Here is a 15,215-nt window from a genome sequence, read left to right on the forward strand (position 1 = left end):
CTTCACCGTGATGGCCGGGCTGACCTGGGCCCTTGTCCGGTTCTGCGACGCCTTGTCCTCCGGAGACCAGCCATGAGCTGGCTCTACTGGCTGAGCGGCCTGACGGCCGCATTCCTGTTCGTGTACCTGCTGGGCGCGCTGTTCAAACCGGAGAAATTCTGATGACCCCCGAATTCGTCGGGCTGCTGGTCCTGTACCTGGCAGTCCTGCTTGCGATCGCCCCCGTGCTGGGCCGCTACATCCGCATCGCCATGGAAGACGGCCGATCCCGGCTGACCGCCTGGGGCCGGCCGATTGAGCGCGGCATTTACCGGCTGGCGGGCATCGACCCGCAGGCGGAGATGGGCTGGAAGCGTTATGCCGCCGCCGTGCTGGTCTTCAACCTGGTGGGCATTGCCGCCGTCTATACGCTGCAGCGCGTGCAGGGGCTGTTGCCGCTGAACCCCGCGGGCCTGGGCGCCGTGTCGCCCGATTCCGCGCTGAATACCGCCATCAGCTTCGTCACCAACACCAATTGGCAGGGTTATGGTGGCGAATCCACGATGAGCTACCTGACGCAGATGCTGGCGCTGACCGTGCAGAACTTTGTGTCCGCGGCGACCGGCATTGCCGTGCTGTTCGCCCTGATACGCGGGCTGGCGCGGCACTGCTCCGCCACGGTGGGCAACTTCTGGGCCGACATGGTCCGCTGCACGTTGTATGTGCTGCTGCCGCTGTCACTCGTGCTGGCGCTGGCCCTGGTCAGCCAGGGCGTGATCCAGAACTTCAGCGCCTACCAGGAAGTGCAGACGGTCGAAGCGCTGCAGTACGACGCGCCTCGCCTGGACGCGCAAGGCCAGCCGGTGCTGGACGCTGCCGGTGCGGCGGTCACCGACCCGGTCACGACGCGCACGCAGTCCATCGCCATGGGGCCGGTGGCGTCTCAGGAAGCGATCAAGCTGCTGGGCACCAACGGCGGCGGCTTTTTCAACGCCAACTCGGCGCATCCCTTTGAAAACGCCACGCCCCTGTCGAACTTCCTGCAGATGCTGGCGATCCTGGCCATCCCCGCCGCCCTGTGCTTCACCTTCGGCGAGATGGTGGGCAGCCGGCGCCAGGGCATCGCGATCCTGGCGGCGATGACGGTGCTGTTTGCCGTCTTCACGCTGTCCACCGCGTACTTTGAGCAGCAGCCCAACCCGATGGCCGCCCAGGCCGGGTCCGTGACACCCGGCGGCAACATGGAAGGCAAGGAGACGCGCTTCGGCATTGCCGCCACCTCGTTGTTTGCCACGATCACCACCGCAGCCTCCTGCGGCGCGGTGAACGGCATGCACGACTCGCTGTCGGCGATGGGCGGCCTGTCGCCGATGCTGCTGATGCAACTTGGCGAAGTCGTGTACGGCGGCGTGGGCTCGGGGCTGTACGGCATGCTGGCCTTTGCGATCCTGGGCGTCTTCATCGCCGGGCTGATGATCGGACGCACGCCCGAGTACCTGGGCAAGAAGATCGAAGCCTTCGACATGAAGATGGTGTCCATCGTCATCCTGGCCACCCCGCTGCTCGTGCTGGGCGGCACGGCGTTGGCCGTGTCCGTGACGGCCGGCCAGGCCGGCGTGCTCAACCCGGGCATCCACGGCTTCTCGGAAATCCTCTACGCGCTCTCGTCGGCCGCCAACAACAACGGCAGCGCCTTCGCCGGGCTGTCGGCGAACACGCCCTTCTACAACGTGCTGCTGGGCATCGCGATGTGGTTCGGCCGTTTCGCCGTGATTGTCGCCGTGCTGGCCATGGCCGGGTCGCTGGCCGCCAAGCGCCGGCTGCCCGCCGGGCCCGGCAGCATGCCCACCACCGGCCCGCTCTTCGTGACGCTGCTGATCGGCGCGGTGCTGCTGGTCGGCGCCCTCACCTACGTGCCCGCACTGGCCCTCGGCCCGGTCGCGGAACACCTGCAACCCTGATGCAACAGGCTAGGAAAGAATATGGCCAAGATTGAAATGGAAACCTCCGGCCCGGGCAGCAGCGCTGCCCGGGCGCCCGCTGCGGCCGCGCAGCCTGTCGCGGGTCGTCCTGACGCGGCGCCTGCCTTCGGCATGTGGTCCCGCGCGCTGGTCGGCCCCGCCATCGTCGACAGCCTGCGCAAGCTGTCGCCCGCCGCGCAGCTCAAGAACCCCGTGATGTTCGTGGTCTACGTGGGCAGCCTGCTTACCACCGTCTTGTGGATCATGGCCCTACGCGGCCAGGCCGAGGCGCCGCCGGGATTCATCCTGGGTATCACCGTTTGGCTGTGGTTCACCGTGCTGTTCGCCAACTTCGCCGAAGCGCTGGCCGAAGGGCGAGGCAAGCAGCAGGCAGCAACGCTGCGCGGCCTGCGCACCACCATCGACGCGCGCCTGCTCAAGGGCTTTCGCGACGCCGATGCGGCGGATGCCGACCCCGCGCAATGGCGCGGCAAGGCGGTCAGCCAGCCCTCGGGCCTGCTGCGCCGCGGCGACGTCGTGCTGGTCGAAGCCGGCGACACCGTGCCCGGCGACGGCCTGGTCATCGCCGGCGTCGCCTCGGTCGACGAAAGCGCCATCACCGGCGAATCCGCGCCCGTCATCCGCGAGTCGGGCGGCGATTTTTCGTCCGTCACCGGCGGCACGCGCGTGCTGTCGGACTGGATCTTCGTGCGCATTGCCGCCGATCCCGGCGAAAGCTTCCTGGACCGCATGATTTCGATGGTCGAAGGCGCCAAGCGCCAGAAGACGCCCAACGAGCTTGCGCTGACCATTCTGCTGGTAGGCCTGACCGTGGTCTTCCTGCTGGTCGTCGTCACGCTGATGCCCTTCTCGCTCTACGCCGTCTCGGCCGCGGGCGGCGGCGCCGCGGTCACGGTGACCGTGCTGGTGGCGCTGCTGGTCTGCCTGATTCCCACGACCATCGGCGGCCTGTTGTCCGCCATCGGCGTGGCCGGCATGAGCCGCATGATGAGCGCCAACGTCATCGCCACGTCGGGCCGCGCGGTCGAAGCTGCGGGCGACGTCGACGTGCTGCTGCTGGACAAGACCGGCACCATCACCTTCGGCAACCGCCAGGCCTCCACCTTCCTGCCCGCGCCCGGCGTGTCTGCGCGCGAACTGGCGGACGCCGCGCGCCTCGCGTCGCTGGCCGACGAGACGCCGGAAGGCCGCAGCATCGTGGCGCTGGCGGACAAGGCCATCCATGCGCCCGCCCCCCGCATGACCGGCATCGAATTCGTGCCGTTCACCGCGCAGTCGCGCATGAGCGGCGTCGACCTGGGCGAGCGCCAGATCCGCAAGGGCGCGGTCGACGCGATCCAGGCCTGGCTGGCCGCTCAGGACGCCACCGTGCCGGCCGAGGCCCTGCGCCTGGCCGAAGACGTGGCACGCCGCGGCAGCACGCCGCTGATGGTCAGCGACGGCAACCGCGCGCTGGGCGTGGTCGAGCTCAAGGACATCGTCAAGCCCGGCATCCAGTCGCGGTTTGCCGAACTGCGCCGCATGGGCATCAAGACCGTGATGATCACCGGCGACAACAAGCTGACCGCCGCGTCCATCGCGGCCGAGGCGGGCGTGGACGATTTCCTGGCCGAAGCCACGCCCGAGGCCAAGCTCAAGCTCATCCGCAACTACCAATCGGAAGGCCGCCTGGTCGCCATGACAGGTGACGGCACCAACGACGCGCCCGCGCTGGCGCAGGCCGACGTGGCGGTGGCGATGAATTCGGGCACGCAGGCCGCCAAGGAAGCCGGGAACATGGTGGACCTGGATTCCAATCCGACCAAGCTCATCGAAATCGTCGAGATCGGCAAGCAGATGCTGATGACGCGAGGCGCGCTGACCACGTTCAGCGTGGCCAACGACGTCGCCAAATACTTCGCCATCATCCCCGCCGCCTTCGCCACGGTCTATCCGCAGCTCGACGTGCTGAACATCATGGGTCTTGCCACGCCGTCCTCGGCGATCCTGTCAGCCGTGATCTTCAACGCGCTGATCATCGTGGTGCTGATCCCGCTGGCCTTGAAGGGCGTGCGCTACCGCCCGCTCGGCGCCTCGGTGCTCCTGCGCCGCAACCTCCTCATCTACGGCCTGGGCGGTCTCTTGGTGCCGTTTGCCGGCATCAAGCTGGTCGACATGGTGCTCGCAGCACTGGGCTGGGCGTAAAGGCCTCGCGCCACCTTAGCCCCCGTCCCTCAACGCAAAGGAATTCCTCATGACCCCCGCATCTGCCACGCCGCGCCAAGGCGGCCTCCTGCGCCCCGCGCTGACCCTCTTCGCCGCGCTGTCGCTCGTCACCGGCCTGGCGTATCCCTTCCTGACCACCGGCATCGCGTCTGCCGTATTCCCGCACCAGGCCGCCGGCTCGCTGATCGAGCAGGACGGCAAGGTGATCGGTTCGGAATGGATCGGCCAATCGTTCACCTCGCCGCAATACTTCTGGGGCCGCCCGTCGGCCACGGCGCCCATGCCGTACAACGCCGCGGCCTCCGGCGGCTCGAATCTCGGTCCGCGCAACCCCGCGCTGGCCGGGGCCATCGAAGCGCGCATTGCGGCCCTGAAGGCGGCCGATCCGGACAATGCGGCGCCCGTTCCGGTCGACCTGATCACCGCGTCGGGCAGCGGGCTGGATCCGCACATCAGCCCGGCGGCCGCGGCGTACCAGGCCGGCCGCGTGGCGCGCGCCCGCGACCTGCCGCGCAGCGAGGTCGATGCGCTGATCCGGGCTCACACCGCCGCCCCGTGGCTGGGCGTGCTGGGCGACCCCGCGGTCAACGTGCTGACGCTGAACCTGGCGCTGGACAAGCTGCGCGTGGCGCGCTGATGCGGCGGCGTATAGTATTGCCAGCCGTTTCCTCCCCTCCCTTGCGCGTTCATGGCTGACATCGCTGGCGAGCGTCCCGATCCGGACGCGCTCTTGAAGACCCTGGACGACGCCGAGCGCCAGGCGGTGCGCGGCAAGCTGCGCGTGTACTTCGGGTCGTCGGCCGGCGTGGGCAAGACCTACGCCATGCTGGCGGCGGCGCGCGCGCAGGCGGCACAGGGCACGGACGTGCTCGCCGGCATCGTCGAAACCCACGGCCGCCGCGAAACCGCGACGCTGCTCGACGGCCTGCCGGTCCTGCCGCTCAAGGACGTCGCTTACCGCGGCCACACGCTCAAGGAATTCGACCTGGATGGCGCCCTGCTGCGCCGCCCCGCCCTCGTGCTGGTCGATGAGCTGGCCCATTCCAACGCCCCGGGCTCGCGCCACGCCAAGCGCTGGCAGGACATCCAGGAACTGCTGGCTGCCGGCATCGACGTCTGGACGACGCTGAACGTGCAGCACCTGGACAGCCTGAACGAGGCCGTCGGCAGCATCACGGGCGTGCGCGTCTGGGAAACGGTGCCCGACGACGTGTTCGACGCGGCCGACGAGGTCATCCTGGTTGACCTGTCGGCCGACGAACTGCTGCGCCGCCTGAAGGAAGGCAAGGTCTACCTGCCCGAGCAGGCCCGCCACGCGGCCCGCAACTTCTTTCGCAAGGGCAATCTGATCGCGCTGCGCGAACTGGCGCTGCGCCGCACCGCCGAGCACGTGGACGACGACGTGCAGGCCTACCGCCGCGATCGCGCCATCGAACCGGTGTGGCGCACGCGCGAAGCGATAGTCGCCTGCATCGGCTCCGACGCCGATGCCGAGTACGTGATCCGCAGCGCCCATCGCATGAGCCAGCAGCTCGATTGCGATCTGCACGTCGTCACCATCGACACGCCGCGCGCCGCGCCGCCCGCTGCCGCCGAGGTCGACCGGCTGCAGCACGGCCTGGCGCTGGCCGACGCGCTGGGCGCGCGCACCGAGACGCTGGCGGGCGGCGACATGGTCGATGCCGTCGTCCGCTACGTCCGCCGCCACAACATCACGAAGGCGATCGTGGGCCGCACCCGCGCCGGCGGTTGGCAGCGGCTGCGGCTGTCGCTGACCGCGCTGCTCACCGCCATCATGTCGCCGGGCTGGTTGTGGCGGCGCCACAGCTTTGCCGACATGCTGGCTGCCGGCTGCCCGGAGATCGACATCATCCGGCTGGGCGCGCCCCCGGTGCCCGCGCCTGCGCCGCCCGGGCGCGATCCGTTCACGCTGGGCCGCCGCCCTTCCGGCGACGAACGCGGGGCGCGGCCGCTGGCGGGCTATGCGTGGGCGCTCTGCTATTGCGCCGTGGCCACGGCACTGTCGGCGCTTGCCTTCCCGACCTTGCACCAGACCAACATCGTCATGCTCTTTTTGCTGGCGGTGGCCGCGGTGGCGCTGCGCCACGGGCGGGGGCCCGCCGCGCTGGCGTCTGTGGTCAGCGTGGGACTGTTCGACTTTTTCTTCGTTCAGCCGTTGTCGTCGTTCGCGGTGTCGGACGTGCAGTACCTGCTGACCTTCGGCGTGCTGCTCGGCGTGGGGTTGCTGATCGGCCAGCTGACCGCCGGCCTGCGGCTGCAGGCACAGGCCTCGGTCAAGCGCGAGGCCGACGCACGCAGCCTCTACGAATTCGCGCGCGAACTGTCGTCCGCGCTGCTGCCCGAGCAGATCGTCGCGCTGGCCGGATCGTTTGTGCATGCCACGTTCGGCGCGCGCTGCTCGCTCTACATCCTGGGCCTGGACGACCGCCTGAAGCTCGCCTCGCCCGCCAACGGCGACACCCCCGCGCCGGAATCGGCGCTGGCGCAGTGGGTCTACGACCACGGCCAGCCCGCGGGCGCGGGAACGGCCACCCTGTCCAACAGCGCGTTGCTGTACCTGCCGCTCAAGGCGCCCATGCGCACGCGGGGCGTGCTGGTGCTGGACGCCCCGCGGCGCAGCCTCTACACGAATCCCGACACGCGCCGCCAGGTCGAGGCGTACGCCACCCTCATCGCCATTGCGCTCGAACGCCTGCACTACGTCGAAGTCGCGCAGCAGGCGGTGGTCAGCATGGAATCCGAAAAGCTGCGCAACTCGCTGCTTGCCGCGGTGTCGCACGACCTGCGCACGCCGCTGACCAGCCTGGTCGGCATGACCGATACGCTGATGCGCCAGCAGCACAAGCTGCCCGATGGCGTGCAGGACACCGTGCGCGCCATGCGCGATCAGGCGCAGCGCATGCACGCGCTGGTCGTCAATCTGCTGGACATGGCGCGGCTGCAAAGCCGCGACGCGCCGCTGCGCATGGAGTGGCAATCCATCGAAGAGCTGGTCGGCGCCGCGCTGGCGGCCATGCGTGAACCGCTGGCGGGCCACAGGATCGAGATCGCTCCGCTATCGTCACTGCCGCTGGTGGAGTGCGACGGCGTGCTGATCGAACGCGTGCTGTGCAACCTGCTGGAGAACGCGGGCAAATACACGCCCGCCGGCAGCACGTTGCGCATCCATGCCTTCGTGCATGAGAGCGAAGCGCATGAGGCGGAAATGCGCGTGGCCGTCGCCGACAACGGTCCCGGTGTCGCGCCCGGCGCCGAGCGCCGCATCTTCGAAAAATTTACGCGTGGCGAACGCGAATCCGCCACCCCCGGCGTCGGCCTGGGACTGGCGGTGTGCGAAGCCATCGTCGCCGCCCATCACGGCCGCATCTGGGTCGAGCACGCGCCGGGCCAGGCCAGCGGCGCGCAATTCGTCTTCAGCCTGCCGCTGGGCGCTCCGCCCCAGATCCAACCCGAAACCGCCTGAGTCCGCGCCATGTTCGATTTCCAGCCCATAGTCCTCATCATCGAAGACGACGCCAACATCCGGCGGTTCGTCCGCCAGGCCCTGGAAAGCGAAGGCTGCGTGGTGCACGAGGCCGACACCGTCAAGCGCGGCTTGATCGAGGCCGGCACCCGCCAGCCCGATGCCATCGTGCTCGACCTGGGCCTGCCCGACGACGACGGCATGACGCTGATCCGCGAGCTGCGCGGCTGGACCGAGGTGCCGGTGCTGGTGCTGTCCGCACGCAGCGCCGAGGCCGACAAGGTGGCGGCGCTGGACGCGGGCGCCGACGACTACCTGGCCAAGCCTTTCGGGGTGAGCGAACTGCTGGCCCGCCTGCGTGTGCTGCTGCGCCGCCACGGCCGCGGCGGCGCGGGCAACGCGGCCGAGATCGCGTTTGGCGACGTGCGCGTCGACTTTTCGCGGCGCGTGGTGGAGCGCGCCGGCCAGCACGTGCACCTGACCGCGATGGAGTACCGCCTGCTCGCGGCGCTGCTGGCCCATCGCGGCAAGGTCATGACGCACCGCGAGCTGCTGCGGCAGGTGTGGGGCCCGTCCCATGTCGAAAGCAATCACTACCTGCGGATCTACATGGGCCATCTGCGCCAGAAGCTCGAAGCCGACCCGGCGCAGCCTGTGTTCCTTGTGACGGAGATCGGCGTCGGATACCGCTTCGCGGGCTGAGCGCGCGCGCTCGATGCCGGTTTTGATACCCGCTTTACGCGCAGGGCGCGAGTCTTGTCTCGCCCTTTATGCCGATCCTCCTATTGTTGCGGTCCGCTCAACACCAGGAGGCTTCACATGCCCCGCAACACCCTCGCCGCGCTGGCGCTGCTTTCCCTCATTCCCGCGGCGCAAGCCGCCGACGCCCCCAGCGCCGCCGATGCCGCGTCGCCCTACTCCTTGACGGCCAACGTCACGCTTGCCAGCCAGTACCGCTATCGCGGCCTCATGCAGACCAACAACAAGCCGGCCATTCAAGGCGGCTTCGACCTCGCGCACGCCAGCGGCTTTTACCTGGGCAACTGGAATTCCAGCATCAGCTGGCTGAACGACAGCAACAGCGACGTCTCCGCGCCGGTGGAAATGGACTTCTACGGCGGCTACAAGGGCAATCTCACGGACAACGTGCCCGTGGACCTGGGCGTGCTGCAGTACTACTACCCGGGCGACTATCCGTCGGGCTACACCAGTCCCGACACCACCGAACTCTACGCCGGCATCGGCTACGGCCCGGTCATGTTCAAGTACTCCCTTGCGCTGACCAACCTGTTCGGCTTTGCCGACAGCAAGTACAGCCAATACTTCGACCTGTCCGGCAACTTCGATACCGGCGTCTGGGGTCTCGTCGTCAACGTCCATGCGGGCCGCCAGATCGTGCGCAATGTCGATAACGGCTCCTACACGGATTGGAAGCTGGGCGTGACCAAGGACTTCGGCCAGGGGTTATCGGTCTCGCTGGCCTATCTGGACACCAACGCCGACCGCGCGGTCTACACCAATATGCGCGGCCGCGACATGGGCCGCGCCACGGGCCTCTTGTCGCTGACCAAGACGTTCTGAAAGGCCGCGGCCGTTGACGCCGTTTTTACACCGCGCGCCCGCATTTATCGGCAGGATTTACGGCGCCGTTCCTATAGTGGAATCGTCGTCAACCCACCGGATACGCGGGTCGCCGCCTTCGGCCCCGCCCCCACACCGCCATGATTCCCCGACCGTACCGCCGCCAGGCCCCCATCGACGCCACGCTTGCATCCCAGCCCGCGCCAAAGCCGCAATGCAGCCTGATCGCGCTGACCGTGCGCATCGATACGCTGGACGCCTTGAACGTGCGGCTGGCCTTGCACCGCGCACTGGGCGATCGCATCGGGGTCTACCTGCTGTCGGTCGACCACGCGCACGCCCAAAGCACGCTCGAGCTGCAATGCGAACGCGGCGAACTGGACGCCATGATGGCCGCGATCATGCGCGGCCTGCCCTGCGCCGAATTCGGCCCGGCACGCCCGGCCACCGCCATCACGGAGCGATGAGCCATGGACACCCTTGCCAACCCCGCATTCGAAGGCCTGTGGCTGCCGATGGTGACGCCCATGCGCGGCGGCCACGTGGACCTGGACGCCGCGCAGGCGCTGGCCCGCTACTACCGCAACGCCGGCATCGCCGGGCTGGTCCTCTTTGGCTCCACCGGCGAGGGCAACCTCCTCAGCATGCCCGAGAAGACCGACATGATCGAAGCCATCGCCAGCGACGCGCATGCCCTGCCGCTGGTGCTGGGCGTGGGCGGCGTCGACACGCGGGGCGTGGCCGCCGCGGTGCGCCGGCTGGACCGCTACGCGCCCGCCGGCTACCTGGCGCCGCCGCCGTACTACCTGGGGCCGTCGCAAGCCGGCATCCTGTGGCATTACCGGCAGATCGCATGGGCCACCGAGCGCCCGATCATTCTGTACAACATCCCGAAGCGCGCCGGCGTCGCCATGACGGTCGAGACGATGGAAGCGCTGGCGGCGCTGCCCAACTTCGGCGCGGTCAAGGAATGCAATCCCGCCGTGCTGGCCGCCTTGAATGCGCGAGACAGGCTCAACGCGCTGTGCGGCGAGGACCTGGCTTTGCTGGATCATTTCCTGGCGGGCGGGCGCGGCGCCATTCCGGCCGCCGCACACCTGTTTCCGGAGCGCTTTGTCGAACTGATGCAGCTTGCGCAAGCCGGCCAGACCGACGCCGCGCGCGAATGCTTCGACCCCTTGCGCCCCCTGATCCGGCTGCTGTTCAGCGAACCCAATCCCGCGCCGCTCAAGCGCGCGCTGGCCATGCAGGGCCTCGTCTGCGACGAGCTGCGCCTGCCCATGATGCCCGCCAGCCGCGAACTGGGCGCGAAGCTGCGGCGCGCCATGAGCCTTATCCCGGCATCGGCTGACCGGCTGCAGACAGCCTGAAGATCGACACGGCGCGGGCCAGGTCGCCCGCCTGACCGTGCAACGCGGCGGCAGACGCCGCAAACTCCTCTACCAGCGCAGCGTTCTGCTGGGTCGCCTCGTCCAGATGCGTCACGGTCACGTTGATCTGCTCGATGCCCGCGCTCTGTTCGCTGGACGCCGTGGCAATCTCGCTCATCAGCGGCGCGCTGGTAGCTGCCGATTCCAGCACGCTGCCCATCGTGGCGCTCGCCTGTTCCACGCGCTGGCTGCCGCGCGCCACGGATTCGGACGACGCTTCGATCAGCGTCTTGATCTCCTTGGCGGCGGTGGCGGACCGCTGCGCCAACGCCCGCACTTCGCCGGCCACCACGGCAAACCCGCGCCCCTGTTCGCCCGCCCGTGCGGCTTCGACGGCGGCGTTCAGCGCCAGGATATTGGTCTGAAACGCGATCACGTCGATCAGGCGGATGATCTCGTCGATGCGCTGTGAACTGTGCGAGATCTCGCGCATGGCATCGATGGCGTGCTGCGTTTCGTCGCTGCCCTGCCGCGCCAGTCGCGCTGCCTCGCCGGCCAACGCGCTGACCTCGCGCACGTGCTCGGCGCTTTGGCGGGCCGTGGCGGTGATTTCTTCCACGCTTGCCGCGGTCTGCTCCAATGCGGCGGCCTGCCTTTCAGTGCGGTCGGACAGGTCCACGCTGCCTGCGGCAATCTGGCGCGACGCGGCCGCGATCGACGCGGTGGAATGCACGATGCTGCGCACCGCGGCGTCCAGCCGCTGCTGCATCCGCGCCATCGCGTCGAACAGCCGGCCGATCTCGCCACGGTGATGGCGCGCGATGCCGCCGGACAGGTCGCCATTGGCCACGCGCTCGCACACCGCCACCGCCTCGTTCAACGGCCGCAGAATGTGCGTGCTGAAAAAGCGCAGCGCAGCGGTCAGCACCAGGGCCAACAGCGCCAGCGTCACGCTGCCCTGCCGCCACAGCGTGCCGTAGAACGCCGCGTCCACGTCGTCCACGTACAGGCCCGTGAACATCAGCCAGCCCCATTCCGCGTCGTACGCCGCATAGGTCAGCTTGGGCAACGAGTCCTCGGAACCTGGGCGCGGAAACAGGTAGCGCACATAGCCGCCGCCCGCCTTGCCTTGCGCATAAAGGTTTTCAAAGAGCGGCTGCCCCTGGCTGTCGCGCGTGGCGCGCACGTTCGTGCCCACCAGCTTCGGGTCGGGATGCACCAGCAGATCGTAGTTGTCGCCAAACGCGCCCACATAGCCGTCCTCGCCATATCGCATCTGCGAGAGCTGGCGCGCGACGTCGCGCTTGGCCTCGGCCAGCGGCACGCCTTCCCGCACACGCAGCTTGCCGCCGCGGACGATGCCCTCGGCCATGTCCAGGACATGGCGAAGCTCCACCTTGCGGTCGTCCATCATTTCGGCACGGCGCTGCCAGGCGTCCCACACGCCCAGCGCCAGAACGGCGGCGCCAATGGCAAAAACGAACCACAACAGTTCCCTACGCAAGCTGGAGTTACTCATCGACGCTCTTCCATCCGCCACCAACTCGAAACAATATCTAGCTGTTTGTGACTTTTTATGTAATGTGACCGGCGAGCATACTATTTCAAACTTCGTTTGAATTCAAATTTAACTAGTCACTTTGATCTAGCTCAAGCCCAATAAAAAAACGCAAGGCGCGTGCACCTTGCGTTCTTCTTGGAGCCCGATTGCGCGGGACGCAGCCCGCGAGGCGCTACGCCACGGACCGTGATGCGGGCAGGGGTTCGCGCGCCGGCCGCGCCGTCGTCAGCGCAATCAACGCCACCACGATCAGCGCGTACGTGGGCACGCTGCGCATGTTGCGGAACATCATCTCGGTCATGCTGAAGGCGCAGTAGCTCAGGCAGAACAACAGCCCCATCTGCGCGCCCACGCGGATCACCCGGTCGTCACTGGCCAGGCGCCGGAAGAACATGGCGGCCGGCACCAGATACAGCGCCAGCATGCTCAACAGCCCGAGCAAGCCGTACCCGGCCAGGGCGGCCAGCAGATCGTTGTGCGGCTCGCCGAATCCATCCACGACTTCCTGCGTCACGATGCCCTGCCCCTGAAGCAAGCGAAGCTCTTCGCGAAACTTGCTGGGGCCGATGCCCACGATGGGGCTCTTTTCGAACATCAGAATCGAGGCATGCCACAGCTGCAGCCGGATGCCGAACGACGTGTCGCGGTTGGCCGATGTGGAAAACCCCTGAACGTCGTGAGTGATCTGCTGCATGCGGCTGCTGAACGTCCAGATGGCAGCCGCGCTGGCGACCAGCGCCACGCATACGGCCAGCGCACAGTACACCTTGTGGCGCCGCCGCCAGTTGCGCAGGCCCAGCAGGAAGACGAATCCCAGAATGGGCAGCAGCATCCAGCTGCTGCGGGTTTCGGACATCCAGGTCGCGCACACGGCCAGCGCCGCGGCCAGCAGCTTCAGCGCGGTCTCCAGGCGCGGCCAGCGCGACCCCGGCCCCCAACCCAGCGACAGCAGCGTCATGCCGCCGAACAGCAGCACCATGTTGGCAAAAGCCACCGCGTTATAGCGTCCGCCCACTTCGACCACCGCGCCACGGCCGCCCGAGACCATGGTGAAGATCAACAGGAGCGAGCCCACCAGCGCACCGGCCAGGATGGTCCATTCGATATGGCGAAGCAGCCGCTGCGGCGCGCGCAGCAGCAGCCACAGCACCGGCAGCGCCAGCGCGAACCGCAGCAGTTTTTCAAGTTCGGAACTGCTCCACATCCCCTTCACGGCGGACGTGATCAGCAGACAGGCCAGCGGCGACAGAAGCGCCAGTGCCATGGGCCAGAGGGCGCGGAAATCCATGGGCTCGTAGCGCTTGATTGCATTCATGGTGATCGCGGCAAGGGCGATCAATGCACTCAGGTAAAGAACAGCGGGACCGCCTACAGGGCTGGTCAGCGCCAGCGCGGGCATGAGCAGCACCAGCCAGGCGGCCAGGGTTACATACAGTCGGGGCACAACAATCAACCTGAAAAGAACAAGGCACGCGCACTGCGCAACGTGCCGGTGATTAGATAAAACCCGCCCGCCATGACGGCGGGCGGGTTTGGCGAAAGCCCGGGATCAGGCCCTGTCGCGCGGCGGACAGCCTTGCGAAGGGCCCTGGCCGCGGTTTACATGTTTTCGATCATCACCTGGCCAAAGCCCGAGCACGACACCTGCGTCGCGCCTTCGAGCAGGCGGGCAAAGTCGTACGTGACCTTCTTGGACTGGATCGACTTTTCCATGCTGGAGATGATCAGGTCCGCGGCTTCGGTCCAGCCCATGTGGCGCAGCATCATTTCGGCCGACAGGATTTCGGAACCGGGGTTCACGTAGTCCTTGCCGGCGTACTTGGGCGCCGTGCCGTGCGTGGCTTCGAACATGGCCACGGAATCGGACATGTTGGCGCCCGGGGCGATGCCGATGCCGCCCACCTGCGCGGCCAGCGCGTCGGAGATGTAGTCGCCGTTCAGGTTCAGGGTGGCAATGACGTCGTATTCGGCGGGGCGCAGCAGGATTTGCTGCAGGAACGCGTCGGCGATCACGTCCTTGACGATGATCTCGCGGCCCGTCTTGGGATTCTTGAACTTGCACCACGGGCCGCCGTCGATCAACTGCGCGCCGAATTCCTTCTGCAGAAGCTCATAGCCCCAATCGCGGAAGCCGCCTTCGGTGAACTTCATGATGTTGCCCTTGTGCACCAGCGTCAGCGACGTGCGGTCGTTGTCGATGACGTACTGCGCCGCCTTGCGCACCAGGCGCTCGGTGCCTTCGCGCGACACGGGCTTGATGCCGATGGACGAGGTGTTCGGGAAACGGATCTTCTTGACGCCGAGCTTGGTCTGCAGGAACTGGATCAGTTCCTTGGCCTGCTCGCTTTCGGCCATGTATTCGATACCGGCGTAGATGTCTTCCGAGTTCTCGCGGAAGATCACCATGTTGGTCTTTTCGGGTTCGCGCACCGGGGACGGCACACCCTTGAAATACGCCACGGGGCGCAGGCAGACGTACAGGTCGAGCTGCTGGCGCAGCGCCACGTTCAGCGACCGGATGCCGCCGCCGACCGGCGTGGTCAGCGGGCCCTTGATGGAAACCACGTAGTCTTTGACGACTTCCAGGGTTTCGTCGGGCAGCCACACGTCAGGACCGTAGACCTTGGTGGCCTTTTCGCCGGCATAGACTTCCATCCAATGGATCTTGCGCTTGCCGCCGTAGGCCTTCTGCACCGCCGCGTCGACGACCTTGATCATGACGGGGGTGATGTCGGCGCCCGTGCCGTCGCCTTCGATGAAGGGGATGATGGGCTGGTCAGGCACATTCAGCGAGAAATCGGCGTTGACCGCAATTTTCTGGCCGCCGGCGGGAACCTTGATATGTTGGTAGGACATGAATGCTCCATTTGCTCCGGGTGGTTTTTCTGCACGCGCCAGGATCGGACAGCGTCCGATTCCGCGGGTTACACCGCCTCCTGCGAACCGCACACCGGATGGCGGATAGCAACCCATTCTATATCGCAAAGCGCCGGGCGAAACCGGCGGTCCGCATGGGGCGGTAAAATAATGCGACTACATCCTGCTTTTGGCCC

The 15,215-nt window shown here is 67.4% G+C and carries 12 protein-coding genes; 9 read left to right on the forward strand and 3 right to left on the reverse strand.

Translation table 11 applies throughout. The features are described from left to right. Positions 1–72: 72 nt before the first annotated feature. From kdpF to ASD71_RS20085, 9 genes are all read left to right on the forward strand, one after another. Entirely contained in the window at positions 73–162 is a 90-nt protein-coding gene (kdpF, locus tag ASD71_RS20045) for a K(+)-transporting ATPase subunit F (RefSeq protein ID WP_056568667.1), read from the forward strand. Further along, a complete protein-coding gene (gene kdpA, locus ASD71_RS20050) occupies positions 162–1,940 on the forward strand; it encodes a potassium-transporting ATPase subunit KdpA (protein ID WP_056568670.1) in 1,779 nt (592 codons plus the stop codon). The genes kdpF and kdpA overlap by 1 nt, the downstream gene beginning before the upstream one ends. 21 nt (positions 1,941–1,961) lie before the next feature. Further along, positions 1,962–4,145 (forward strand): potassium-transporting ATPase subunit KdpB, encoded by a 2,184-nt coding sequence (gene kdpB, locus ASD71_RS20055; RefSeq protein WP_056568673.1) that lies wholly within the window; start codon positions 1,962–1,964, stop codon positions 4,143–4,145. Positions 4,146–4,194: 49 nt separating this feature from the next. After that, complete coding sequence (gene kdpC / locus ASD71_RS20060) at positions 4,195–4,803, forward strand: potassium-transporting ATPase subunit KdpC (RefSeq protein WP_056568676.1); 609 nt, start codon at positions 4,195–4,197, stop codon at positions 4,801–4,803. Positions 4,804–4,854: 51 nt separating this feature from the next. Further along, entirely contained in the window at positions 4,855–7,650 is a 2,796-nt protein-coding gene (locus ASD71_RS20065; RefSeq protein ID WP_056568679.1) for a sensor histidine kinase KdpD, read from the forward strand. Positions 7,651–7,659: 9 nt separating this feature from the next. Further along, positions 7,660–8,352, forward strand: a complete 693-nt coding sequence (gene kdpE / locus ASD71_RS20070) for a two-component system response regulator KdpE (RefSeq protein ID WP_056568681.1) — start codon at positions 7,660–7,662, stop codon at positions 8,350–8,352. A gap of 117 nt (positions 8,353–8,469) precedes the next feature. Then, a complete protein-coding gene (locus ASD71_RS20075) occupies positions 8,470–9,231 on the forward strand; it encodes a TorF family putative porin (RefSeq protein ID WP_056568684.1) in 762 nt (253 codons plus the stop codon). A gap of 140 nt (positions 9,232–9,371) precedes the next feature. After that, the gene (locus ASD71_RS20080; protein WP_235512262.1) at positions 9,372–9,698 is read left to right on the forward strand and encodes a hypothetical protein; all 327 of its coding nucleotides are present in this window, start codon (positions 9,372–9,374) and stop codon (positions 9,696–9,698) included. A gap of 3 nt (positions 9,699–9,701) precedes the next feature. Then, positions 9,702–10,601 (forward strand): 4-hydroxy-tetrahydrodipicolinate synthase, encoded by a 900-nt coding sequence (locus ASD71_RS20085; protein WP_056568686.1) that lies wholly within the window; start codon positions 9,702–9,704, stop codon positions 10,599–10,601. Here ASD71_RS20085 and ASD71_RS20090 read toward each other — a convergent pair. The 3 genes from ASD71_RS20090 to icd form a co-directional block, all read right to left on the reverse strand. Further along, complete coding sequence (locus ASD71_RS20090) at positions 10,564–12,120, reverse strand: methyl-accepting chemotaxis protein (RefSeq protein ID WP_056568689.1); 1,557 nt, start codon at positions 12,118–12,120, stop codon at positions 10,564–10,566. The genes ASD71_RS20085 and ASD71_RS20090 overlap by 38 nt on opposite strands. Before the next feature lie 214 nt (positions 12,121–12,334). Beyond that, positions 12,335–13,606 (reverse strand): O-antigen ligase, encoded by a 1,272-nt coding sequence (locus tag ASD71_RS20095; protein ID WP_056569503.1) that lies wholly within the window; start codon positions 13,604–13,606, stop codon positions 12,335–12,337. A gap of 155 nt (positions 13,607–13,761) precedes the next feature. Continuing rightward, positions 13,762–15,018: an NADP-dependent isocitrate dehydrogenase gene (gene icd / locus ASD71_RS20100; protein WP_056568692.1), complete on the reverse strand. Its 1,257-nt coding sequence runs from the start codon at positions 15,016–15,018 to the stop codon at positions 13,762–13,764. Positions 15,019–15,215 lie beyond the last annotated feature (197 nt).

Source organism: Achromobacter sp. Root565 (assembly GCF_001427425.1).
In the GTDB taxonomy this organism is placed as follows: Bacteria; Pseudomonadota; Gammaproteobacteria; order Burkholderiales; family Burkholderiaceae_B; genus Achromobacter; species Achromobacter spanius_D.

What these genes read in the sequence shown, in the direction of transcription:
- kdpF (WP_056568667.1), top strand. Translation starts at nt 73, where the DNA reads ATGAGCTGGCTCTACTGGCTGAGCGGCCTGACGGCCGCATTCCTGTTC.
- kdpA (WP_056568670.1), top strand. Translation starts at nt 162, where the DNA reads ATGACCCCCGAATTCGTCGGGCTGCTGGTCCTGTACCTGGCAGTCCTG.
- kdpB (WP_056568673.1), top strand. Translation starts at nt 1,962, where the DNA reads ATGGCCAAGATTGAAATGGAAACCTCCGGCCCGGGCAGCAGCGCTGCC.
- kdpC (WP_056568676.1), top strand. Translation starts at nt 4,195, where the DNA reads ATGACCCCCGCATCTGCCACGCCGCGCCAAGGCGGCCTCCTGCGCCCC.
- ASD71_RS20065 (WP_056568679.1), top strand. Translation starts at nt 4,855, where the DNA reads ATGGCTGACATCGCTGGCGAGCGTCCCGATCCGGACGCGCTCTTGAAG.
- kdpE (WP_056568681.1), top strand. Translation starts at nt 7,660, where the DNA reads ATGTTCGATTTCCAGCCCATAGTCCTCATCATCGAAGACGACGCCAAC.
- ASD71_RS20075 (WP_056568684.1), top strand. Translation starts at nt 8,470, where the DNA reads ATGCCCCGCAACACCCTCGCCGCGCTGGCGCTGCTTTCCCTCATTCCC.
- ASD71_RS20080 (WP_235512262.1), top strand. Translation starts at nt 9,372, where the DNA reads ATGATTCCCCGACCGTACCGCCGCCAGGCCCCCATCGACGCCACGCTT.
- ASD71_RS20085 (WP_056568686.1), top strand. Translation starts at nt 9,702, where the DNA reads ATGGACACCCTTGCCAACCCCGCATTCGAAGGCCTGTGGCTGCCGATG.
- ASD71_RS20090 (WP_056568689.1), bottom strand. Translation starts at nt 12,120, where the DNA reads ATGAGTAACTCCAGCTTGCGTAGGGAACTGTTGTGGTTCGTTTTTGCC.
- icd (WP_056568692.1), bottom strand. Translation starts at nt 15,018, where the DNA reads ATGTCCTACCAACATATCAAGGTTCCCGCCGGCGGCCAGAAAATTGCG.